Here is a 23,306-nt window from a genome sequence, read left to right as displayed (position 1 = left end):
GATGACGCCGAGGTCATCGCGCCCGGCCGGGAGGCGTCCTGCGCAGGCGGGCGGAGAGCGCTCGCCCGAGATGCGACATCGCCTCCCCCAGTTCGGGATCCGGCGCCGCCGGACGGGCCGGGACCTCGCGGTGCTCCTGGGACTCCCGGCGCCGCGCCGCCAGTTCGGCGGTGGAGCGGTCGAGTTCGGATCGCAGGCGGGCGATCTCCTGCTGCTGGGCGTTGACGGTCTCGGTCAGCCGGGTGGCGTCGTCGGTGCGGGCCGCCGCCTCGTACTGGAGTTGCAGGACGCGGGTGTAGAGGGCGACGCGGTTGTTCTCCATCGCGGCGAGCAGGCGCGAGGACGTGTAGGGCGCCAGCGCGTCGAAGACGGCTTCCGTGGCGGGCGCGCCCGTCCTGGCGAGGACGCCGAAGCCGAACACGGCCGGGACGATCTGGAAGCGCCAGTCGCCGGCCTCGTCCAGCGCGTCCTCGACGGCCGTGAGGACGCCGTTGCGCGGCCCCCCGGCCCGTCCGGCGACGGTGTAGGCGCCGTCGCCGACGAACCCCGCCGGAGTGAGCTCGTCGTGCCACACCGTCGGGCCGTCGGACGTGGCCGGGTGCGCGTCCTCCGGCGGGACCGGTGACGGCTGGTAGTAGAAGTCGCGGCGCCCGCACGGCCACAGCACGTCGTGCAGGACGACGACCGCGTCCGGGGCGTTCGCCATGATCCAGGCGAGCTCCTCGCGGACGACGGCGTAGTTGTGGTCACCGTCGAGGATGTAGAGGTCCGCCACCGGCAGCTCGGGCAGGACGGCCGGGGACAGGCCCTCCACGAGGTTCAGGCGGGGGTCGCCGTCCAGGACGGCGCGCAGCTCGTCGGCGGGCGCGGGCTCGACGCAGTGGACGGTCGCGCCGAGGTCGGCGTACACCGCGCTGACCTGCCCCGACTCGACGCCGACCTCGACGACGACACCGACGTCGCGGCAGCGGAAGACGGTCTCGAACAGCTCGCGGAACACCGCCATCGAGTGCAGCAGCAGCGGCTGCTCCCGGGCGGTGCGGGCCTGCTCGTGCGGGTCGTCCGGGGACCCGGTCACGGCCGCCCCGAAGTCACGTGTCACCGAGCTTCCTCCTGGCCACTCGTCCGGCTCCGGCGGCGATCCCTCGGACGCCGGCGCTCCGGTACTCCTCGCGGACGCGTTCGGTGAGCCGCGCGGCCCGGGCGGCCCGCTCGGCCCTGCGGTCCACCGGCATGCGCGGCGCCATGCCGGTCGCCGACTGGGGCAGCATCGCGAACGCGATCGTGACCTGCCCGGACGACACCGCCGGCACCCCGGCGCGGCGGGCCAGCGGGAGCCACACGGCCGCGTAGGAGGTGTCGAACTCCATCAGGTTGCCGCCGAGGTAGCGGCAGTCGGCGTAGTGCAGGCCGACGAAGTCCTCCGGCTTGTCCCAGCGGAGCACCTCCTCGCGGCGCCGCCCGCCGGCGATGACCCGGGCCTCGATCCAGTCGACCCGCACGATGGCGGGACGGCCGGGGATCGCGAGCGAGATGTCGATCGTGTCGTGGTGCTCGAACGACAGCCGGCAGAACGACAGGCCGTTGTGGTTGATCCGGACGCGGCGCCGGACGGGGTCGTGCCACCGGTCGTCGGCCGTCCGGTACCGCAGCCGGGTCTCGTGCTTCTCGCCGGAGGGGTCGAACGCCTCCGCGTCGATGGCGCCGTCGGCGACGGCCCTCGCCATGGCGCCGAGCCCGGTGTCGGACGCGGCGATCAGGGCGGGCCAGAACGAGTCGCGCATGTGCAGGTCGCCGAGGTCGCCCGGCGACAGGTACGGGACGGCCGCCTTGAGGTCGGCGGGCAGCAGGGTGGTGACGAGGGACGAGCCGAAGTTGTCCTCATGGGTCCAGTTCCCGAAGACGGCGGCCTCGTCGGGGGTGGGCGACTCCAGCGCGGCCACCAGGATGCGCGCCAGCCGGTTCCGCGCCGCCGGCGGGCGGGCGAGGTCCGGCCAGGCGCCGTCGGAGGCGGCGGCGTACCTGTTCCACATCTGCTGGAACGCCAGGACGCCGTCCTGGACGGTCCGGCGCTCGGCGTTCTGGGACGGCGAGTCGGCGGTCGGGCCGAGGACGGGCGCGCCGTCCTCGGTGTAGCCGATGAGGGAGCCGCACAGCGCGTTGACGCACTGCTCCACGATCTCGGGGCTGCGGGTGATGGTCGCGGCGATGCTCGCGGGGTGGCCGCACTGGGTCAGGTAGCCCTCGGCGCGCAGCCCGGCCATGGCGACCCGCTCGGCCCTGCCGTCGGTGGCCAGGTAGAGCCCGGCGGGCCGGACGTCGATGCGGGCGATCTCCAGGGCGCGGGCGAGCTGGCGCTGGATCGTCCCGCCCCAGCCGAGGTCGACGAGCGTCAGATCGCCGGCGGCGAGCGCCTCCTCGTCGAGCGCGCCCGCGTCCCGCAGCGACTTGATCAGGCGTTCGCGGGCGGCGGTGACGGTGACCGCGAGCCGGTTGCACAGGTGCGGCGTCTCGGTCAGCGCGCGGGCGACCCGTTCGGCGATGTCGCCGTTGTCGATGACGGTGTCCAGCTCGGTCGCGAGGCCGGGCACGTCGCCGGGTCGCAGTTCCAGGACCGACAGGGCCTGCCGGACGGTCAGCCGGTACCCGGTGCGGACGAAGGCGTGCACCGCGGCGGTGTCGTGGGGGTCGAGCCCGGCGAGCGAGGTCGTGAACCGCGACAGCCACACCGGGGCGGCGCGCACGTCCCAGCCGCGCGCCTTCGCCGCCTCGTTGATCAGCCGGGACAGCAGCTCGCCCTCGCGCATCGGGCACCACAGCCGGCGGGTGCCGGTCTCGTGCGCCCGCCACGCCGCCCATTCGGCGAAGCCGGTCAGCACGGGGCCGAGGACGCCCGCGCCGTACCGCCACGCGACGTCCAGCGCCGACGTGGTGAACGGGACGCCGGAGTGCACCGCCTTGGCGCGCAGGCTGGTGAGGCCGAAGTCACCGTGCCGGTCGTCGAGGTCGGGGGCGTGGTCGCCGAACGGCTCGACGGGTTCCTTCTCGCGTCCCAGCACGTCGAGGTAGGGGTCGTCGAGCCTGCGGTAGTGCACGGTGCGGATGCCGAGCTTGCCGGGCACCTCGTGGTCGGCGATCTCGTGGTCGCCGATGTGCACGATCTGCTCCGGGCCGCGGCCGAGGTCGCGCAGCACGATCTCCCAGAGGCCGGACGCCTTGCCGGTGCCGTGCTGGTTCGAGCGGAAGACGCGCACGCCGTCCAGGGGCCCGAGTTCCGGCCGGTCCAGGAGCAGGGACAGCTGGTCCTCGGTGAAGTAGGTGTCGGACACCAGGACGACCTGGAGGTCCCGTTCGCGCGCCGCCCTGACGACCGCGGCGACGTCCAGGTCCACGACGGTCAGTTCGCGCTCCAGCCGGACCTCGGCCTCGACCAGCTCCTCCAGGGTCGCGTCGCCGAAGATCCCGTCCGGCATCGCGCGCCAGATGTCGAAGAGCGACACCTCGGTGCCGAGGGCGTCGCGGCCGCGGCGGGCGGCGTCCTCGGCGGCGATCCGCATGCGGCGCAGGGTCGCGTCCGTCACCCAGGACGGGCAGAGGCCCGACTCCCGCATCCGGGAGCCGAGCAGGCCGAACACGTCGGTGGGGCGGGGCACCCGGCGCCACAGCACCGTGTCGAAGACGTCCAGGGACAGGACGGCGCACGCCCGGTCGGCGATGACGCGATGGACGTCGTCGAGCAACGGGCTGCCGGTCTGCTGCTTGGTCAACGCCGCACCTCTCCCCTGGTCCTGCACCGGCGTGCGCGGCCCCCGGCCGCGGCTCGGGACACCCTATCCACCAAGATCTCCGATTCCCCCGGAAACTCCCGGTGCGGCGGCCGTTCCGGCGGCTGTTCCGGCCTGCGCGGCGGCGCGGCGGGCGGCGCGGTCCTCGCGGACCAGCCGGCCGGCCTCCTCCGTCGGCCCGTCGAAGATCACCCGGCCCTGCCGCATGGTGACGCCGCGGTCGCAGAGCCCGACGAGCATCCGGATGTCGTGCGCGACGACGACCATGGTCCGGCCCTCGCCGCGCAGCTCGCGGATGCGGTCCAGGCACTTGTCCCGGAACGGCGGGTCGCCGACGGCCAGCACCTCGTCGATGAGGAAGACGTCCGGCTCGGTGTGCGCCGCGATCGAGAAGGCCAGCCGCATGAACATGCCGGACGAGTAGAACTTCACCTGGTCGTCGAGGAAGCGCCCGACGCCGGAGAACTCGGCGATCGCGTCGAACTTGCGGGCGATCTCGGCCTTGCGCATGCCGAGGATCGCGCCGTTGAGGAACACGTTCTCGCGGCCCGTCAGCTCGGGGTGCAGGCCGGCGCCGACGTCGATCAGCCCGGCGACCCGGCCCCGGACGAGGACCGACCCGGCGTCGGGGCTCATCACCCCGGAGATCAGCTTGAGCAGGGTGCTCTTGCCGGACCCGTTCAGCCCCATGAGCGCGACCGTCTCGCCCTGGCCGATGGTGAGGCTGACCTCGTCCAGCGCCCGGAACCGGTCCGACAGGCGCTGCCCGCGCAGCGCGCGGACGCTCATCTCCTTGATCGAACGCGCGTGCCGCAGCGTGAAGTTCTTCGTGACGCGGTCGATGACGATCGCCGGGGCCGGGTGCGGGGAGGTCAACGGCTACATCTCCTGCGCGAAGCGCGCCTGCATGAGGGAGAACGCCGCGTGCCCGGCGACGAACACCAGCGCGCTGACGGCCAGGGAGATGCCGGCGTGGGCGTAGAGGTGGGGCGGGAACGCGAAGTCGCCGCCGGTCCCGGGGTGCCAGAAGGCCCGCTGGAACAGGGAGACGGCGCTGACGAGCGGGTTGGCGAGGTAGAGGTCCAGCACCCAGCCGGGCGCGTGCGTCTGGACGTGGGTCCACGGATAGATCATCGGCACCGACCAGGTGATGACGATCATGGAGATGTCCACGACCTGCTCCAGGTCGCGGAAGAACACGTTCACGGCCGCGCAGAACAGCCCGAGCCCGAAGCCGAGGACGATGACGATCGCGAACCCGCACGCGGCCGCGGCCAGCTCCGCGGGGGCCGGCCGCCACCCGGCGGCGACGGCCCCGCCCAGCAGGATCATCAGCCCGGGCAGGAAGTGGACGAGCGAGACCAGCACCGACGCGGTCGGGAAGAGCTCGCGCGGCAGGAAGACCTTGCGGACGAGCGCGGCGTTGCCCGTCACCGAGCGGGTCGTCGAGTGCAGCGTCTCGGTGAACAGGTTGATCAGGACCATGCCCGAGAACAGGTAGACCGGGAAGTTCTCGACCCGGTCGTCCATGCCGAGGAAGACGCCGATGACGTAGAAGTAGACGGCGAAGTGCACCGCCGGACGCACGTAGGACCAGCCGAGGCCGAGCAGCGAGCCCTTGTAGCGGGCCCTGAGCTCCCGGCGCACCAGCAGCCGCAGCAGGTACGTCTCGCGGAACGTGCGCCGCAGGCCGCCGTCCCCTCCCGGCGCCCGCAGTCCCTCGTCCGCCCGGAACGGCGCGACGGTCATCCGGACCCGCCCCCGCCGGGGCCGCCCCCGTCCGGGCCGGCCGCGGCGTCGAACGTCGCCCGCCAGGCCTCGGCGGAGGCGAGGTCGGCCATCGCGGCCCGGTAGCGGCGGCTCAGCTCCGGCCACTCGCGGCCGAGCCGGGCATGCAGCAGCGACGTGCGCCGCAGCAGCGCCCGGAAGCGCTCCGGGTCGCGCTGGTACCAGGCCACCCGGGTGCCGTCGGCGGAGGAGACGAGCGCGCTGTCGACCTGCGACAGCAGGCTCCAGTGCCGGTCGATGTGCGGGACGACGGCCTGCGGGTTCCCGCGCGAGCCGGGTTCGACCGGGCGGAGCTGCCTGACGGTGCCGAGCATCGCGCTCGCGAGCACGTTCACGGTGCCGCGCGGCGGCTTGAAACCGCGCCCGCGCTTCGGCGGCCTGGCGCGCCGGACCTGCGGGAACTCCTCGTGGCTCGCGCGGTTCTGCGCGTCGGGGAAGTCGGCGCGGAACGCGAGGATCTCCGGCAGCTTCGAGACGATCCCCGCGTGCATGTGCTCGGGCCCGCTGAGCACGTCCTCGATCGCCGACAGCATCAGCTCGGCGGTGGAGTACTGCATGGCCAGCGCGTGCTTCACCGAGATGATGAAGCTCTCCTTGAGCAGGTTGCCGCCGCGCTCGTACGGGGAGTGCATGAGGGCGGTGACCAGGCGGTTGCGCTCGTGGAAGTACGCCTGCCAGTCGATGCCGTCGTCCTTGTCCTGCCAGGGGACGTGCCATGCGGCCATGCCCGGCAGCGTCACGGTCGGGAAGCCCGCCTCGCCGGCGCGGACGCAGTACTCGGCGTCGTCCCACTTGATGAACATCGGCATGGACAGCCCGACCTTGCGGACGACGTCGGTGGGGATGAGGCACATCCACCAGCCGTTGTAGTCGACGTCCACGCGCCGGTGCAGCCACTTCGTCTTGAGCAGGCTCCCGGAGCTGGTCCGCGCTCGGGGGCTCGGGTCGGGGGCCTTGGCGAAGTCGTGCTCGCGCTTGGTGTGCGCGGCCTCCTCCCACCACCAGCGGTACCGTCCGATGGTCTCGCCGTAGGCGTGCAGCTGCGAGCGGACGAACAGGTTGAACATGTGGCCGCCCACGATCGTCGGCGTCCGGGCGAAGTCCGCGAACGCGACGGCGCGCAGGACGCCCTCGGTCTCGGTGACCACGTCGTCGTCCAGGAGCAGGACGTAGTCGCTGGTCCCGGCCTTGAGGGTCTCGTCCATCGCCCGGGAGAAGCCGCCGGACCCGCCGAGGTTGCCCTGCTCGATGACGCGCAGCTTCGGTCCGAGCAGTGCGGCGGCGCGCTCGAAGGCCTCGTCGTCGCGGACGCGCTGGTTGCCCTGGTCGACGACGTAGACGGCGTCCACCACGTCGAGTGCCTCCGGAGCGCCGCCGAGCGCGACGAGCTGGTCGACGCAGAAGCCAGGGCGGTTGTACGTGGTGATGCCCAGGCTGACCCGGCCCTGCCGGACGGGCCCGGTGGCGCTCGTGTCGGCGCACCAGTCGGCGCGCTCCAGGACGGCGTTGCTCTCCCCGGCGAGCACGTCCATCCAGTACCAGCCGCCGTCGATGAACGGGCGCAGCGTCAGCCGGAACGTCTCCTCGCGGGACGTCTCGGAGTCGACGCGGACGGAGTCGACCCGCTGGACGTGGCCCTTCGCGCTGGACCGGTAGACGATGACGGTGGCCTGGCCGCGCACCCGGACCCGCAGCACGACCTCCTCCACCGACGTCCAGCGGCGCCAGTAGCTGGCCGGGAAGGCGTTGAAGTAGGTCGCGAACGAGACCCGGCGCCCGACCGGCACGACCACGCTGCGCCGGCCGGCGCCCTCGGCCGCGTCCGCCGGGGCCCCGGCCTCGGCGGTCGTCTCGGCGGCGAGGGCCTCGGCCCCGCGGGCGATCTCGCCCTCGACGTACAGCTTGAGGACGTCCAGGTCGCGGTCGACGGGCATCACGACGCGCTGCAGGACCCGCATCCCGGGGGCGGCGCCTGTCTTCCCGGACGTCTCGGCGTGTTCGGTCACTCGTCCATACCTCCGCTAGTGAGACGCGAGCCCTCGCCGAAATGGGGACGCAGCCTGTTGTCGACCATGGTGAGCGCGCTGGCGATGGCCATGTGCATGTCGAGGTACTTGTAGGTGCCGAGCCGCCCGCCGAAGAGCACGCCGTCCTCGCGCCTGGCCAGCTCACGGTAGGCGAGCAGCCGGGCCCGGTCGGCGGCGGTGTTGACGGGATAGTACGGCTCGTCGCCGCGCGCGGCGGCCCGCGAGTACTCCCGCATGATGACAGTCCGGTCGGACGGGTAGCCGGCGCGCTCGGGATGGAAGTGCCGGAACTCGTGGATCCGGGTGTAGGGGACGTCCTCGTCGGCGTAGTTCATGACCGGGGTGCCCTGGAAGTCGCCGGTCGGCACGACCTCGGTCTCGAAGTCCAGCGTCCGCCAGCCGAGGTCGCCCTCGGCGTAGTCGAAGTAGCGGTCCAGCGGGCCGGTGTAGACGACGGGCACGTTGCCGGCGAGGTCGTCCCGCAGGTCGAAGAAGTCGGTGTTCAGCCGGACCTCGATGTTGGGGTGGTCGGCCATGCGCTCCAGCCAGGCGGTGTAGCCGTCGGCGGGGAGCCCCTCATGCGTGTCGTCGAAGTACCGGTTGTCGAAGGTGTAGCGCACCGGCAGCCGGGTGATGATCTCCGCGGGCAGGTCGCGGGGGTCGGTCCGCCACTGCTTGGCGGTGTAGCCGCGGATGAACGCCTCGTACAGCGGGCGCCCGATCAGCGAGATCGCCTGCTCCTCCAGGTTGGCCGGGCGGCGGATCTCGGCGGCCTGCCCGGCGATCAGCGCGCGCGCCTCGTCGGGGGTGAAGACCCGGCCGAAGTACGCGCAGATCGTGCCGAGGTTGATCGGCATCGGGTAGACCCGGCCCTTGTAGGTGGAGTACACGCGGTGCCGGTAGCCGGTGAAGGCGGTGAACCGGTTCGCGTACTCCCACACACGCTCGTTGGAGGTGTGGAACAGGTGCGCGCCGTAGCGGTGCACCTCGATGCCCGTCTCCGGCTCCGCCTCGCTGTAGGCGTTCCCGCCGATGTGGTCGCGGCGGTCGAGGACGAGCACGCGCAGGCCGAGCGCGGCCGCGCACCGTTCGGCGACCGTGAGGCCGAAGAACCCGGCACCGGCCACCACGAGATCAACGTTCACTGGAGGGTGTCCATCCGACTCGTGCGGGGAGCGAAGGACCTGGCCGCACGGGGGCGCCGGCCGAATCCCTATGTACGGAATGCCGCTAAGATACCCGGCGTTCGTTCGGTACCGGCGCAGGAAGCCAAGGATCGCGGTGGCCCCACCCACTCCCGGCAGTGCGGCGCACAGCCCGCGCCGCTCGGTCTTCCTGCACGTCGGGGCCGCCAAGAGCGGCACGACGTTCCTTCAGCACGTGCTGTGGCACAACCGCGACCGGCTGCGCGCGCACGGCGTCCTCTACCCGGGCCGGGACCAGGCCGCGCACGTCCGCGCCGCGTTCGACCTGCGGCGGACGTTCTTCCGCGAGGCGTCCGATCCCGCGACGCGGGGCGCGTGGCGCGACCTCGTCGCCGAGGCCCGCGACTGGCCCGGCACCGTGATCATCTCGCAGGAGCTGTTCGCGCCCGCCCGGCCCCGGTGGATCCGCCAGGCCGTCGCCGACCTCGATTTCGCCGATGTTCACGTGGTCTTCACCGCGCGCGACCTCGGCCGGCAGATCCCGGCGCACTGGCAGGAGGACGTCAAGAACCGCTTCACGACCTCGTTCACCGAGTTCGTGACGTCGCTGCGGCGGCAGGACTGGCGCGCCTACGAGAGCGCGCGTCTGTTCTGGGGGCTTCAGGATCCCGTCGCGGTGCTCGGCCGCTGGGGCGAGAACCTGCCGCCGGAGCGGGTCCACGTCGTCACGCTTCCCAGGCCCGGCGCGCCCCGCGACCTGCTCTGGCGGCGTTTCTGCGCGGCCACCGGCCTCGCCCCGGACGACTACGACCTGTCCCGGAGTTTCGCCAACCCGTCCCTCGGGCTCGGCGAGACGCAGTTCCTGCTGCACCTCAACGAGACGCTCGGCGACCGCGTCGGCTGGCACGCCTACAACGAGGACGTCAAGCTCTACCTCGCGCAGCAGGTGCTGGCCGGGCGCCCGTACCCGGTCAGGATCGAACTGCCCCGCGAGCACGTCCCGTGGGCCACCGAACGGGCCGTCGAGACCGTCGAGGCGCTGCGCGCGGCGCGCTACGACGTGGTGGGCGACCTGTACGAACTGATGCCGTCGGCCGCGTCCGGGCCCGCTCTCGGAACCGCGCCCGCGCCGCCGCCCGACGAGGCCCGCTGGGCGGAGATGGCGGACGTGGGCGTCGACGCGATCGCGGCGCTGCTGCTGCGCGCCCGGGAGAGCCGGGAGCGGACCGAGGCGGTGCCCGGCGCCGGTCACCCCGTCCGCGACCAGATCGACATGCTGCGCGAGGAATCGGCCGGCCTGCTCGAAACGACGGAACGGCTCGTCCAGGAGGCCGCCCCGTTCGTCGAGCGGGCCAAGCGCACGGCGCGAGAGCGCTACCCGGCGGCGCTCCGGTTGCGCGGCGCCTACCGCAGGATCCAGGGCGGGACGGAACGGCCCGACGCCGAGACGAGAACGAGGTGAGCGCCCGCATGGGGGACCCGGGTAAGTCCGTCTTTCTGCACGTCGGGGCACCGACGGCCGAGGCGGCCTTCCTGCACCGAGCGCTGTGGAGCAACCGGCGGCGGCTGGGCGACGCCGGTGTCTGCTACCCGGTCGCCGGGCCGCAGGAGCACTTCGCGGCCGTGATGGACCTGCGCGAGATGAGCTGGGGCGGCCATCGGGACCCCGCCTGGGACGGCGCGTGGGACCGCGTCGTGCGGCGCGCCCGCGACTGGGACGGCCCCACCGTCGTCTTCTCCCAGCCTCTACTGGGCGGAGCGACCGAACAGCAGGTCGAGCGGGCCGTCTCGGCGCTGGAGCCGGCCGAGGTGCACGTGGTCCTCGCCACCCGCGACCTGGGCTGGCAGCTGATCCTCGACTGGCAGGAGCAGATCCGCCACGCGCACACCATCACGTTCGAGCGGTTCGTCGACGATCTCGTCGCGCTCGGCATCGACGCGCCGGAGCCCTACGGGCAGATGTTCTGGGGCCTGCACGACCCGGTGCGGGTGCTGCGGACCTGGGGGTCGGCGGTGCCGCGGGAGCGCGTCCACGTCCTCACGCTGCCGCCGCCCGGCGGCCGCGCCGGCGTCATGTGGGACAGGTTCCGGACGCTGGCCGGCATCGCGGACGGGGTGTGCGACCTCGGCGGCATCCCGGGGGACGAGCCGCTGTCGGCGGTCGAGGCGGAGCTGCTCCGCCGCCTGAACGAGAGGATGGGCCCGGCGCTGGGCGGCGACTACGAGCGCCTGGTCCACGACCACCTCCTCGGGCACGGGCTCGCCGAGCAAGGGGGATCGACGCGCCTCGCCGGAGAGCCGGCCGACACGGTCCGCACCGGGATGGGGCTGCCCGCCCGGCACGCCGACTGGGCTGCGCGCCGGACCCGCGAGCTGGCCGAGTCGCTGCGCGCCTCCGGCTACGACGTGGCCGGCGACCTGGACGAGCTGACCACGTCCCGGGCCCCGGAGGCCGCGATGCTTCCCGGCGACGTCCCGGAGGAGCTGGTCGCGACCGCGTCCGTCGGGGTGGTGGCGCACCTGCTGGAGGAGCTGTCGCTGGCGCGCGAGCGCGTCGGGCTCGCCCACCTGCACAGCGAGATGACGGGTGTGAAGGAGAACCTGGAACGGCTCATGGAGTCCGCCGCCTCGCCGTCGCCGGCGTTGCAGCGCGCCGCGCGCCGGGCGACGGGCAGGCGCAACCCGTGAACCGGGGCCCGGAGAGCCGCGGCGGGCCGTCCGTCACCGCGGTCGTCGTCACCTACAACCGGCGCGACCTGCTCGACGAGGCCCTGACCGCGCTCGGCGCCCAGACGCGCCCCCCGGACCGGATCACCGTGGTCGACAACGCGTCCGCCGACGGCACCGCCGCGATGGTCGCCGAGCGGTTCCCGGGCGCCGACCTGCTCGCCCTGCCCCGCAACATCGGCGGGGCCGGCGGGTTCAGCGCCGGGATGGTCCGGGCGATGGGCGGCGGGGCCGATCTGCTCTGGCTGCTGGACGACGACACCGTGCCCGAGCCGGAGGCCCTCCAAGCCCTGCTGGACGCGCGGCAGAGGGCCGCGACCGAGGAGGACGGTCCACCCGTGCTCGTGGCGAGCCGCGTCGTCTGGACCGACGGCCGGGACCACCCGATGAACACCCCCCGCCCCAAGCCGCGGGCGACGGCCGCCGAGTCGCGGCTCGCGCGCGCGGCGGGCTGCGTGCCGATCCGGTCGGCGTCCTTCGTGTCCGCGCTGGTGGACGCGGAGGCGGTGCGCGAGCGCGGGCTGCCGGTCGCCGACTACTTCCTCTGGAACGACGACTTCGAGTTCACGACGCGGCTGCTGCGCGGGCGCCGCGGGCTGCTCTGCCCCGGCAGCGTCGTGGTCCACAAGACCAGGGAGTTCGGCGGGGCGGACGCGGATCCGGGCGACCGCTTCTTCTACGAGGTGCGCAACAAGATCTGGCTGTTCACGGGGAGCCGCGGGCTCGCACCGCCGGAGCGGGCGCTGTACGCGGGGTCGACGGTGCGGCGATGGGCGCGCACGTTCGCCGGGTCCTCCGACCGCGCGGTGCTGCGCCGCGCCCTGGCCCGTGGCGTCAGGGACGGCCTGCTCACCCGCCCGAGGCCGACCGACGCGATCCTGCGGGATACCGGGGCCCTGCGAGAGACCGACGTCTCGTTACCTCACGACGGCAGCCGCCATGATCGCGACGGTTGACCGGCCGCGGGACGGCTCGGCGCGCGTCACCCGCCTGCTCGCCGGACCGGCGCCCCCGGTCGGCTGCGCCGCGCTGACGCTCGCCGTGGCGCTCGTCGGCATCGGCACCCCGTCGCTGTGGCTGGACGAGGCCGCCACGATCAGCATGACGACCCGGTCGTACGGCGACATGCTGCGCGTCTTCCCGCACCTGGACCTCGTCCACGCCCTCTACTACATGATCATGAAGCCGTGGGTGGCGGCGTTCGGAACGGGCGCGCTCGCGCTGCGGCTGCCCGGCGCGCTCGCCATGGCGGCGGCCGCGGCGGGCGTCGCCGTCATCGGCCGGCGCTGCCTCGGGCCGGCGGCCGGGCTCGCGGCCGGGCTGGCGTGGGCCGCCGGGCCGCAGACCAGCCGGTGGGCGCAGGAGGCGCGCTCCTACGCCATGACCGCCGCGGTCGCCGTGCTCGCGACCTACCTGCTCGTGCGGGCTCTCGACCGGGACGAGCAGCGCCGGTGGCCGTGGTTCGCGGGCTACGCCCCCACGGTCGCGGTTCTGGGGTTCCTGCATCTGGACGGAGCCCTGCTGCTCGCGGCGCACGGCGTGACCGTCCTGCTGTCCCGTCCCAAGGCCGGGGTGTGGCTGCGCTGGCTGGCGTCCGCCGCGGTGGCCGCCGCCCCGCTCGTGGTGCTGGCGGTCGCGGCGCAGGACCAGAAGCGCCAGGTGAAATGGCTCCCTCGGCCCTCGTGGGACGTCGCGTGGACGCAACTCCAGTTCCTGACCGGGGACCGCGCGCTCGTCGCGCCGGTCATGGCGCTCGCTCTGCTCGGCGTGGTGACGAGCGTGCTGGGACGCGCATCGCGCCCGCACCCCACGACCTCGCTCCCCGCCGTCGCGCTTCCGTGGGCGCTCGTGCCCACGGTGCTGCTGCTCCTCGTCTCGAACGTGACGGACCCGGTCTTCTACTACCGGTACACGACCTACTGCCTGCCCGCGGTCGCGCTGCTCGCCGGCGCCGGCGTGGCCGGACTGCTCACCGTCACCCGCCGCCCCGCCGCTCGCACCGCCCTGGTGTGCGCCGCCGCAGCGGCACTCGCCGTCCCGTCCCTCCCGGCCCACGACCACATCCGCCGCCAGAACAGCCGACCCGACGACATGCGTGCGGCCGCCGACGTCGTCCGCGCGCACGCCCGGCCCGGAGACGCCATCGTCTACCTCGCCGGGAGCGCCCGGTGGAGCGCCGCCACCTATCCGGGCACGTTCGGACGGCTGCGCGACGCCGGCATGAGCACGGACCCGGTGACCGCCGCCAACCTCAAGGGCCGCGACCTGCTCCCCCGCGAACTGCCGCCGAGGCTCGCCCGGGCGGACCGGGTGTGGGTGATGGACCACCGGTCACTCGACCCGCACGGCCCGGTCATCGAACGGCGGGAGCGGGCGGTGCAGTCCGCCGGGCCCTGGCGGAAGGCCGGGACGTGGACCTACCGGGGCGGCTGGCTCGCCCTGTTCGAGCGGACGGGCCCCTACCGCAGTTCCAGGTAGTCGACCTGCCCCTGACCGTCCAGGCGGCGCAGCCCGACCGTGTTCCAGCCCGCGGCCAGCTCCACCGTCGCCGTGACGGACCCCCAGCCGGCGCCCGCCGTGGCGCGCAGCCGCACGGACGTCGCGGCGTAGCCGTTCACCGACATCTCCAGGTCGGAGTCGCGACCGGAGCGGTTGGCGTACCGGGTCAGGACCGAGTAGCTCCCGGCGGTGGGCGCGAACACGGGGACCTCGACGCGGCAGTCGTCGCGCGCGAAGGGGCCGACCGCCGAACCGCCGGACGCGTTGGGCCGCGCCAGCGCCGAGACGCAGCCGTTCAGCCGTCCCCGCTCCGCCTCGTACCGGACGAGGACGCCCCGGACGGCGGGCCGTGCGCCGTCCCAGCCGAGGCGGGCGACGTACATGCCGCGGGTCACCCTGGAGCCGCCGCGGTAGTCGAGGATGCCGTGGAAGACGAGGTAGTCGCCGGTGCCGTCGCCGAACACGTCCGCGCTGCCCGGCCCCTCGACCTTCCCGCCGTACAGGCCGGTGGACTGGACGGGACCGCCCTTGACGTACGGCCCTTCGAGCGACGAGGCCACCGCGTAGCGCGTCTGGTAGTTCGACTTGAAGTACCAGCCCGCCGAGTACAGCAGCACGTACTTCCCGCCGCGCCGGACCATGTCGGGCGCCTCCACCAGGACGGGCTCGTCCGCCGACCGGCCCAGGATCTGCTTCGCCGGGCCGGCCGTGCGCAGCCCGTCCGGGCTCAGCTTGACCAGGTAAATCGCGGCCGTCTTCTGGTCGTCGGTCTTGTAGAGCAGGTAGCGGGCGCCGTCCCGCTCGATGTAGGACGCGGGGTCGATCGCGCCGCCGAGGTCCAGCGGGCAGACCAGCGGCCCGCCCTCCTGCGGGATGAACGGGCCCGCGGGCGAGGACGCGGTCGCGACCCCGACGCACTGCTGGTCGCCGTCCTTGCGGCGCGCGGAGAAGTACAGCACGTAGGTGCCCGATCCCCCGCGCGGCGGGACGACCTCGGGGGCCCAGGTCCAGCCCCCGGCGGCCCACGCCGGGAGGCGGGCCAGGCCGTCGCCGGGCGAGGTCTTCCAGGGGCCCGTCGGCGACGGGGCCGTCGCGACGGGCATCATCGCGTCCGCGTTGTTGGTGCCGTAGGCGAAGTACGTCCCCGCCACCTTGATCACGGTGGGGTCGGCGAAGGACCCGTCGATCACCGGTTCGGCGGGCGAGTAGCCGGGCGGGTCGATCGCCCCCGGGGTGCCCGCCGGGCTCGGCTGCGGCGCCCCCGCGGACGAGCCGGGGCCGGTCCGGGCGGGGCCGCCCTGCGGGCGGGCGCCCGGTTCGGCGGGCGGCGGGGCCACGGTCACGGCCAGCCAGACGACCAGCGCGACCAGGGCGCTGATCGCGGCCCCCGCGACCAGCGGCAGCAGCGGTGCGAGCGCCCGCGGGTCCCGGTTCGTCCACCTCATGGCACCCCGCATCATGCCAACAACCGAGGCGGGAGGGCCAACGGCCGCCGCATGCGCGACCGGCGTCCGGATCGTTACGCTTGCCCGGCCGTCTCATCACCGACACGCTCATCACGGACGCGCTCTTCACGGAAGGGACACGCTCATCACGGAGGAGACCCGGGGGTTGATCCGACATCGGCGGCTGGCGGCCGTGCTGTGCCTGCTCGGCGTCCTCGGCGCGACCGGCTGCCTCTTCCAGCCGGTGGAGCGTTCCGCGCCGAAGGCGACGAAGATCCCGAAGAAGCCGAACATCGTGTTCGTCCTCACCGACGACCTGTCCTGGAACCTCGTCGCGCACATGCCGCAGGTGGTGCAGATGCAGCGGGACGGGCTCACCTTCGACGACTTCATCATGGCCGACTCGCTCTGCTGCACCTCGCGCGCCACGATCTTCACCGGCCGGTACCCGCACAACACCGGGGTCCGCACGAACTTCCCGCCGGACGGCGGCTACGAGGTCTTCAAGGACAAGGGCGGCGAGCAGGCGTCGTTCGCCCCGTCCCTGCAGAAGGCCGGCTACCGGACGGCGCTTCTCGGCAAGTACATGAACGGCTACCAGCCCAACGACACCCAGGGCGACACGAAGCCGTACGTCCCGCCGGGATGGGACGAGTGGCACGTCAGCGGCAACGGCTACCCCGAGTACAACTACAACCTGAACGAGAACGGCCGGCTCGTCCACTACGGCGCCCGGCCGCAGGACTACCTGACCGACGTCCTGGCGAACAAGGGCGTGGAGTTCGTCCAGCGGTCCGGGAAGACCGGGCGGCCGTTCTTCATGGAGATCGCGACGTTCGCGCCGCACGGGCCGTTCGTCCCGGCGCCGCGCCACGCCGGGCTGTTCGGCGGCCTGACGGCGCCCCGCCCGCCGTCGTTCAACGAGGCCGACATCCGCGACAAGCCGTCCTGGCTGCGGTCGCATCCGCTGCTGCGCAGGCCGGGGATCGGCCGCATCGACCAGGGCTTCCGCGACCGGGTGCGGATGGTGCAGTCGGTCGACGAGATGATCGGCCGTATCCGGTCGGCGCTGAAGGAGCGCGGCCTCGACCGCGACACCTACCTGGTGTTCGGCTCCGACAACGGCTTCCACCTGGGCGAGCACAGGCTGGCCGGCGGGAAGATGACCGCGTTCGACACCGACATCCGGGTGCCCTACATCGTCGTCGGGCCGGGGGTCCCCTCAGGGCGCAAGGTCCGCGAGATCGCGCAGAACACCGACCTGGCCCCGACGTTCCAGGAACTGGCGGGCGTGCGCCCGCCGGCGACGACCGACGGCCGCTCGCTCGTCCCGTTCCTGCGCGGCGCCTCCCCGGCGGGCTGGCGCGAGTCGGCGCTGGTCGAGCACGTCAAGCCGCCGCCGTCCCCGCTGGACCCCGACCGGCAGGACTCCGCGCCCGGATCGCCGGCCACCTACAACGCGATCCGCACCGGCGACATGCTGTACGTGGAGTACACGGGCGGGGAGACCGAGTACTACGACCGGGTCCGCGATCCGCACGAGCTGAACAACATCGCCGCCGGGCTGCCGGAGCAGCGGCGGCGCCACCTGTCCGACCTCCTGTACGCGCTGACCCACTGCACGGGGTCCGGCTGCACCCCCGCAGGCCGGAGCCGGTGACGGAATTCCGTCCTTTATGCGCCGCTATCATCGCTGACGACTGCGGACGCGCCAGGGCGATGTGCAGGGTGATACGTGCAGAGTGACCGGAAGCTGGGAGAGGGCGTGACTCCAACCGGAAAGCCGGATGACGACCACGAGGGTGAGCGTCCCGAACCCGGGCAGGCGCCTCCCCCGCCGCGCTGGATGGACGACCAGGGCTCGTCCGGTCCGCTGCTGCTCCCCGCGGACGATCCGGAGGACGACCCCGAGGACGACCTCGAAGAGGATCCCGAAGGCGACGACTTCCCCGAGGACTCCCCCGAGGACGACCCGGAAGGGGACATGGCGGACCGCACCGTCGTGGACCCCAACGTCAACCAGACGATGATCCTGCCGAAGAGGCAGAAGCCCGCCGCCGACCGCTCCGCGGAGAGCGCCGCGGAGGGCGGCTCGCCGGCCCTGCCCGCCCCCGTCGCGGACGCTCCGGCCACGTCCACCGACATCCCCGCGCAGCCCTCCCCGTACGGGCGGGAGTCGACGGACGTGACGAGGATGGAGATCCCCCTCCCGCCGCCCTCCTCCTACGAGGAGGACATGGCGGACGTGACGAGGATCGAGTCACCCACTCAGCCGCCTCCCTCCTACGGCCAGGACGCGGGGGACGTGACGAGAACCGAATTCCCCACCCAGCCGTCCCCTTCCTACGGGCAGGACACCGGGGAAGTGACGAGGACCGGGTTCCCCACCCAGCCGCCCCCCTCCTACGGCCAGGACGCGGGGGACGTGACGAGGATCGAATCCCCCACCCAGCCGCCCCCCTCCTACGAGCAGGACGCGGCGGACGTGACGTGGATCGAGGCCCCCGGCCAGCAGCCGCCTCCTTACGAGCAGGACATGGCGGACGTCACCCGCATCGAGAAGCTGCCGCCCCCGCCGCCCGCACCCCCGCAGGCCGGCCACCAGCAGGCGGCCCATCAGCAGCCCGCGCCTCCGTCCCCCTCGCAGACTCCCCCGGCCCCCGAGCCGTTCCCGTGGGCGCAGGAGATCCCCGGCGCCCCCGCGCGTCCGGCCCCCGAGCCGTTCCCCTGGGCGCAGGAGATCCCGGGCGCGCAGGCGCCCCCGGCCCCGCAGGGCCCCCCGGCGGCGGAGCCGTTCCCGTGGGCGCAGCAGGTCCCCGGGACGCCGCCTCCCGGGCCGGAGGCCGTCCACCCGATCGCGCCTCCGCCGGCGATCGACGAGCCGTGGCGGACCGGAGGGCCGAGCGGTCCGAAGGGTCCCCGCAGGAGCATCAAGAAGCCGCTGCTCATCGGCGCGGCCGGGCTCGCCGCCGTGGCACTGGTCGCCGCGGGCGTGCTCGTGGTCCCCGGCCTGATCGGCGGCGACGACGATGGCGGCGGCGCGGGCGCCAAGCTCGCGGGCGCGCTGTTCCCGGTGGACGCCGCGGCCCGCACCGACGGCCGCGACCAGCAGGTCACCGGCGTCGCGGCGCGCGGCTCGACGGTGGTCGCGGTCGGCGGCGAGACCGACCCGCAGAACTCCCGCGGCCTGTTCCTCGTCTCCTCCGACGGCGGCCGCACCTTCGCGTCGGTCGACCAGCAGGACACCGACGGCGGCCTCGCGCCGCCCGGCGGGGTCCCCGAGGCGGTCGGCGCGTCGCGCCGCGGCTGGGTGGCCGTGGGCAGCCGGGCCGACGGCGGCGGCGCCGTGTGGCTGAGCAAGGACGGCAAGGAGTGGCGCCGCCAGCCCGACGCCGTCGGCGACGTCTTCGGCCCGCACGACCGGGTGACCCGGATCGTCGGCACCGGCGGCGGGTTCCTCGCCGTCGGCGAGAACTCCCCGAAGGGCGACTTCAGCGACGCGCGTCCGGCGGTGTGGCTGTCGAGCGACGGGCGCCGGTGGGAGGCACGGGTCGGCGACCAGATCGGCCTCCAGGTCCAGAACGGCGGGTTCTCCCTGGTCGAGGCCGCCGCGAACGGCGATGTGATCCTGCTGGAGGGGCTCATCACGCCCGACTCCAAGAAGCCGGGCCCCTACCGGAAGGTGTGGCGCTCCGACGACGCCGGACGGACGTGGTCGACGTCGGACGTGCCGGCGCCGAAGGGCAGCCGCGGCCTGATGATCGGCGGTGGCGGCGGCTCGGGCTTCCTGGCGATGCGCGAGATGTCGGCGTCCGGGAAGCTGTTCGGCCAGGCCTTCACGTCCAGGGACGGCAGGTCGTGGACCAAGACCGGCAAGCTCGAACCGGCCGGCTACCAGCGCACGAACGGGATCGTCTCCGACGGCCGGGGCTTCACGGCCGTCGTCGTCCGGGGCACCGACGTGCTGCTCGCGCGCACCGCGGACGGCGCCGCCTGGAAGGCGGCCGGCTCCGCCGAGTCGAAGGCGGGCCGGGAGGTGCTGGGCGCCGCGGCCGCGGGCGGCCAGACGGTGCTGGTCGGCCGCGAGCCCGGCGGCGGCGACCTGGACCCGATGCTCGGCGTGTGGGACGCGAACGGCGCCGCGGTCCCCGTCGATCTGGCGAAGATTCCCGGCGCGATCCGGCCCGACCACGCGGTGCGGGCGGTGGCCTCCACGAACGGCCTCACGGTCGCGGTGGGCAGTGCGAGCGGTGACGCCGCCGTCTGGTCGTCGCAGGACGGCACGTCCTGGAAGGCCGCGCAGGGGCTCGGCGCCGCGTTCACCCGGCCCGGCCCGCAGCAGCTGGACGACGTCGCCGCCGGCGGCGCCGGATGGCTTGCGGTCGGCTACGACCAGTCCGCGCCGCGCCGCCCCCTCGTCGTCACCTCCAAGGACGGCGCGACGTGGCAGGCCGCCGACGGCGCGCCCGCGTTCGCGGCGACCAGCCAGGGCGCGCCCGTCACGGCCGCCGCGGCGGCCGGCTCCGCCGGTTACGTCGTCGTCGGCACGCAGGGCTACTCGGTCGCGACCTGGTACTCGCCCGACCTGAAGAACTGGGCGCGGGGCGCGGGCGCGGACCCGAAGATGATGGCGGGCACCAAGGCCGCGAGCCGCTGGATGCTGGACGTCACGTCCGGGTCGTTCGGGTACGCCGCCGTCGGCGGCAGCCGGAACGGCAAGGGCAACCACCCGTCGGTGTGGCTGTCGCCGGACGGCAAGCGGTGGACGCTCCAGGAGCTCCAGCTCCCCGGGTCCGGGGTTACCGAGGGCCACCTGACCCATGTCGCCGCCAAGGGGAACACCCTCGTGGCCACCGGAGTCGCGGCCACCCCCAAGGGCCTCGACTGGCTCGGCTACGTGTCCACCGACGCCGGCAGGACGTGGCGTCCCCTGGCGTCGCCGAGCGGCGACACGACCGTCAGCGTCACCGCGCTGGCCGCGACCCCGAAGGGCTTCGCGGCGACCGGCACCACCGGGCGCGCGGGCGCGACCGACGTGGTGTCGTGGACGTCCGCGGACGGCTCGTCCTGGCAGGCCTCCACGCCCGGCGGCACCGGCCTCGGCGGCGTCGGCGACCAGGAGATCACCGGCCTCGCCGCCTTCGGGAACACGCTGCTCGGGGTGGGCCGCAGCGCTGACTCGGGCGGCGCCCAGCCCGTCCTGTGGAGCCGGCCCGTGCCGTGACCCGGCCCGTGCGGTGACCCAACTCGTGCGGTGACCCAACTCGTGCGGTGAGACCGCGCGCCGCCCCGCTACTTCTCCGGTTGCGGCGGGGCGGCGTCCAGGTCAGGGAGCCCCTGGTGACCGCCGCCCGCCGGGCGCGCGTGGCGCGGGATGTAGGGGACGGCGAGGCGGGGGCCCTCGCCGGCCCTGTCGCGCAGGCGGTTGCGGCGGGCGCCGTAGGGGGCGACGACCGCGCGGTAGAAGGGTTTGCGGATCAGGGTGGGGACGAGCCGGTAGCCGCCCCGGACCATGACGTTGCGCCAGTACTGGGGCTGGGAGATGAAGCCCTCGCGGAGCATCTCGCGCTGGAGCCGCAGTTCGGAGCGCAGCAGGTCGCGTCCGCCGCGGCGCTCGTAGGCGCCGGCGCCGACGCGGTAGTAGACGAGCGGCTCGGCCACGTTCACGATCCGCGCACCGCCCGCGATCATGCGGGCGAACAGCCAGTAGTCCTCCATCAGGGGGAGGTCGCCGTAGCCGCCGGCGGCGACGACGGCGCTGCGCCGGTAGACGACCGTGGGGTGGTTGAACGGGTCGTGCAGGCGGGAGTAGCGCGCGATGTCGGCGGGGTCGCTCGGCGGGATGCGGCGGCCGACGATGTCGGTGATGTCGGTGCCGAACTCCAGCAGGCCCGCGCCGACGAGGTCGGCGCCCGCGCGGACCAGCGGGACCTGCGTCTGGAAGCGGTGCGGCATCGAGTAGTCGTCGGCGTCCATGCGGGCGACGATGTCGTGGCGGGCGGCGTGCAGGCCGGCGTCGAGGGCGGGGCCGAGGCCGCGGTTGCGCTCCAGGTGGACGAACGCGACCTCGACCGGGCTGATCCTCACGAGTTCGCCCAGGACGGCCGCGAGCGCGGGCGGGACGGGCCCGTCCTGGACGAGGACGACCTGGTCCGGGCGGAGGGTCTGGAGGTGGACGGCGCTGCGGAAGGCGTCCCGGACATGCTCCTCACGATCACCGCCGTAGACGGTCATCAGCAGGGTGAAGGGTTCGGGCTGCATGCATCCGTTCCGGGGGGAGCGTGGCGGCCGAGGAGCACCGTGCGGGGCCGGGTCGAGGGCCTGGTCGGGGGCCTGGTCGGGGGGAGGGTGGGAGGCGCCGTCCTAGGTGGGACGCTTTGAACCGTTTGATGGTTTGCGCGGGACAAGATACCGGTGAGGGACCGTTAGATCACGTGCGGTGCGGAATCAGGTCCGCGCGCAGACCGCGCGGTCGGCGCGGATCTCACCCGCGATCTTCGGGACCATCGGGCCCAGCCCCCGCAGGGCGGCCCCGTCCCTGCCGACGATCAGGTAGACGTAGCCGGGCCTGGCGGACGCCCACGGCCGCGCCTGGTGGCCGGGCACCGCGATCGCCACGCGCGCGGCCTGCCGCTCGGCGCCCGCCCCGTAGAGGATCTGCGTGTGGGGGAAGGTCTTCCTGGCGGTGCCGACCTTGACGACCTGGAAGCCGCGCTCGGCGAGCTGGTCGGCCGTCCGCTGCGCGAGGCCGCCGGTGCCGGAGGCGTTGTAGACGCCGAGCCTGACCTGCGCGGGCGGGACGGGCTGGACCTTGTTCTGCGCGGGGACGGGCTCCGGTTGCGGGAGCTTGTTGTCCTCCCGGATGGCCCGGAACAGCGGCTCGGCGGCGGCCTGGGCGAACTGGACGCGGTTCTTGTCCTGCGGGAACGCCTCCACCGGGACGGTGACGAAGCGGACCTTCCCGGCGCTCATCCCGCCCAGGGACCCGGCGAGCTTCTGCATCACCGAGAGCGTGAGCCCGCTGTCGGCCTTGATGGACTTGGTGGCGGCCGAGAGGAAGGCGTAGGTGCGGCCGGGGTCGGAGAGCATCCCCTTGTCGGTGGCCTTCTTGACGACCGAGGCCATGAACGCCTGCTGCCGCTTGATCCGGTCGAGGTCGGAGCCGTCGCCGAGGACGTAGCGGGTGCGGACGTAGCCGAGGGCCTGGTCGCCGTGGACGGTCTGCCGGCCGGCCCGCAGGTGCAGTTCGGCCTTGGGGTCGTCGATCCGCCGGGGGACGCAGATCTCCACGCCGCCGAGCGCGTCCACGACCCGCTTGAACCCGGCGAAGTCGACCTCGACGTAGTGGTCGATGTGGATCTTGGTCAGCGACTCGATCGTCCGCCAGGTGCAGGCCGGGCCGCCGCCCGAGAACGCCGCGTTGATCATCCCGAACTGGGCGGGGACGGTCGTGCCGTTCCGGCGCTTGCACGGCGGCATCTGCACCATCGAGTCGCGCGGGAAGCTGACGCCGATGGCGCTCTGCCCGCCGGGCGAGATGTGCAGCAGGATCGTGGTGTCGGAGCGCTGCCCGGCCTCGGTGCCGTAGCGGGCGTTCTCCCCGGCGCGGCTGTCGGAGCCCATCATCAGGATGTTCAGCGAGTTGTTCAGCTTGGGCGGCCGGTGCTCGCCGAGCTTGCCGTCGACGTTCTCGCGGTCGATCTGGCCGTCGAGCCGCCGCCAGAACCCGTAGGCGGTGAGGCTGCCCGCCACCAGCACGAGCGACAGGCCGATCGACGCCCAGCCGAGCATGCGCCACAGGCGCCCCCGCACCGGCGGCTCCGGTGGCGTCGGGGCGCTGTCCGCGTAGTACACGGGCGGGGGCGCGACGGCTCGCTGCATCCGGAACAT

Annotated in this window: 15 protein-coding genes; 6 read left to right on the top strand and 9 right to left on the bottom strand. The window is 73.7% G+C overall.

All coding sequences use genetic code 11. The features are described from left to right. Positions 1–13: 13 nt before the first annotated feature. The 6 genes from AB0C84_RS06745 to glf form a co-directional block, all read right to left on the bottom strand. Positions 14–1,102, bottom strand: a complete 1,089-nt coding sequence (locus tag AB0C84_RS06745) for a class I SAM-dependent methyltransferase (RefSeq protein ID WP_361061899.1) — start codon at positions 1,100–1,102, stop codon at positions 14–16. Beyond that, on the bottom strand, positions 1,092–3,767 hold the full coding sequence (locus AB0C84_RS06740) for an HAD family hydrolase (RefSeq protein WP_361061897.1): 2,676 nt from the start codon (positions 3,765–3,767) through the stop codon (positions 1,092–1,094). Before AB0C84_RS06740 ends, AB0C84_RS06745 begins: the two co-directional genes overlap by 11 nt. Positions 3,768–3,830: 63 nt before the next feature. Continuing rightward, entirely contained in the window at positions 3,831–4,661 is an 831-nt protein-coding gene (locus AB0C84_RS06735; RefSeq protein ID WP_258940727.1) for an ABC transporter ATP-binding protein, read from the bottom strand. Between the two features lie 3 nt (positions 4,662–4,664). Beyond that, entirely contained in the window at positions 4,665–5,534 is an 870-nt protein-coding gene (locus tag AB0C84_RS06730) for an ABC transporter permease (RefSeq protein WP_361061894.1), read from the bottom strand. Next, positions 5,531–7,579 (bottom strand): glycosyltransferase, encoded by a 2,049-nt coding sequence (locus AB0C84_RS06725; protein ID WP_361061891.1) that lies wholly within the window; start codon positions 7,577–7,579, stop codon positions 5,531–5,533. Before AB0C84_RS06725 ends, AB0C84_RS06730 begins: the two co-directional genes overlap by 4 nt. Continuing rightward, positions 7,576–8,745 (bottom strand): UDP-galactopyranose mutase, encoded by a 1,170-nt coding sequence (glf, locus tag AB0C84_RS06720; protein ID WP_361061888.1) that lies wholly within the window; start codon positions 8,743–8,745, stop codon positions 7,576–7,578. The genes AB0C84_RS06725 and glf overlap by 4 nt, the downstream gene beginning before the upstream one ends. 136 nt (positions 8,746–8,881) lie before the next feature. Here glf and AB0C84_RS06715 point away from each other — a divergent pair, with 136 nt between their 5' ends. Genes AB0C84_RS06715 through AB0C84_RS06700 form a run of 4 tightly spaced genes read left to right on the top strand, consistent with a single transcriptional unit; the run spans position 8,882 to position 13,950 of the window. Then, positions 8,882–10,207 (top strand): hypothetical protein, encoded by a 1,326-nt coding sequence (locus tag AB0C84_RS06715; protein ID WP_361061885.1) that lies wholly within the window; start codon positions 8,882–8,884, stop codon positions 10,205–10,207. A gap of 8 nt (positions 10,208–10,215) precedes the next feature. Next, positions 10,216–11,433 carry a hypothetical protein gene (locus AB0C84_RS06710; RefSeq protein ID WP_361061883.1) on the top strand — a complete coding sequence of 406 codons (1,218 nt, stop codon included), beginning with the start codon at positions 10,216–10,218 and terminating at the stop codon, positions 11,431–11,433. Next, entirely contained in the window at positions 11,430–12,428 is a 999-nt protein-coding gene (locus AB0C84_RS06705) for a glycosyltransferase (protein ID WP_361061880.1), read from the top strand. Before AB0C84_RS06710 ends, AB0C84_RS06705 begins: the two co-directional genes overlap by 4 nt. Then, positions 12,412–13,950, top strand: coding sequence for a glycosyltransferase family 39 protein (locus tag AB0C84_RS06700; protein ID WP_361061877.1), 1,539 nt, complete (start codon positions 12,412–12,414; stop codon positions 13,948–13,950). The genes AB0C84_RS06705 and AB0C84_RS06700 overlap by 17 nt, the downstream gene beginning before the upstream one ends. On the opposite strand, the gene AB0C84_RS06695 is transcribed toward AB0C84_RS06700, so the two are convergent. After that, positions 13,932–15,416 (bottom strand): family 43 glycosylhydrolase, encoded by a 1,485-nt coding sequence (locus tag AB0C84_RS06695; RefSeq protein ID WP_361061874.1) that lies wholly within the window; start codon positions 15,414–15,416, stop codon positions 13,932–13,934. The two genes, AB0C84_RS06700 and AB0C84_RS06695, sit on opposite strands and share 19 nt — an antisense overlap. Before the next feature lie 166 nt (positions 15,417–15,582). Here AB0C84_RS06695 and AB0C84_RS06690 point away from each other — a divergent pair, with 166 nt between their 5' ends. Both AB0C84_RS06690 and AB0C84_RS06685 read left to right on the top strand, forming a co-directional pair. Beyond that, positions 15,583–17,076, top strand: coding sequence for a sulfatase (locus AB0C84_RS06690; RefSeq protein ID WP_361061871.1), 1,494 nt, complete (start codon positions 15,583–15,585; stop codon positions 17,074–17,076). A 105-nt stretch (positions 17,077–17,181) separates the two neighbouring features. Next, positions 17,182–20,640 carry a hypothetical protein gene (locus AB0C84_RS06685; RefSeq protein ID WP_361061868.1) on the top strand — a complete coding sequence of 1,153 codons (3,459 nt, stop codon included), beginning with the start codon at positions 17,182–17,184 and terminating at the stop codon, positions 20,638–20,640. Positions 20,641–20,708: 68 nt separating this feature from the next. On the opposite strand, the gene AB0C84_RS06680 is transcribed toward AB0C84_RS06685, so the two are convergent. Beyond that, a complete protein-coding gene (locus tag AB0C84_RS06680; protein ID WP_339156498.1) occupies positions 20,709–21,677 on the bottom strand; it encodes a glycosyltransferase in 969 nt (322 codons plus the stop codon). A 186-nt stretch (positions 21,678–21,863) separates the two neighbouring features. Further along, positions 21,864–23,297 (bottom strand): LCP family protein, encoded by a 1,434-nt coding sequence (locus AB0C84_RS06675; protein ID WP_361061864.1) that lies wholly within the window; start codon positions 23,295–23,297, stop codon positions 21,864–21,866. Positions 23,298–23,306 lie beyond the last annotated feature (9 nt).

The organism is Actinomadura sp. NPDC048955, assembly GCF_040649435.1.
Lineage (GTDB): Bacteria > Actinomycetota > Actinomycetes > Streptosporangiales > Streptosporangiaceae > Spirillospora > Spirillospora luteofluorescens.
Note: the sequence above shows the minus strand (reverse complement) of the source record. Positions and strands in the feature narration are given on the sequence as shown.

Coding starts and splice junctions, on each gene's coding strand:
- AB0C84_RS06675 (WP_361061864.1), bottom strand. CDS start 23,297: ATGCAGCGAGCCGTCGCGCCCCCGCCCGTGTACTACGCGGACAGCGCC.
- AB0C84_RS06710 (WP_361061883.1), top strand. CDS start 10,216: ATGGGGGACCCGGGTAAGTCCGTCTTTCTGCACGTCGGGGCACCGACG.
- AB0C84_RS06695 (WP_361061874.1), bottom strand. CDS start 15,416: ATGAGGTGGACGAACCGGGACCCGCGGGCGCTCGCACCGCTGCTGCCG.
- AB0C84_RS06730 (WP_361061894.1), bottom strand. CDS start 5,534: ATGACCGTCGCGCCGTTCCGGGCGGACGAGGGACTGCGGGCGCCGGGA.
- AB0C84_RS06680 (WP_339156498.1), bottom strand. CDS start 21,677: ATGCAGCCCGAACCCTTCACCCTGCTGATGACCGTCTACGGCGGTGAT.
- AB0C84_RS06700 (WP_361061877.1), top strand. CDS start 12,412: ATGATCGCGACGGTTGACCGGCCGCGGGACGGCTCGGCGCGCGTCACC.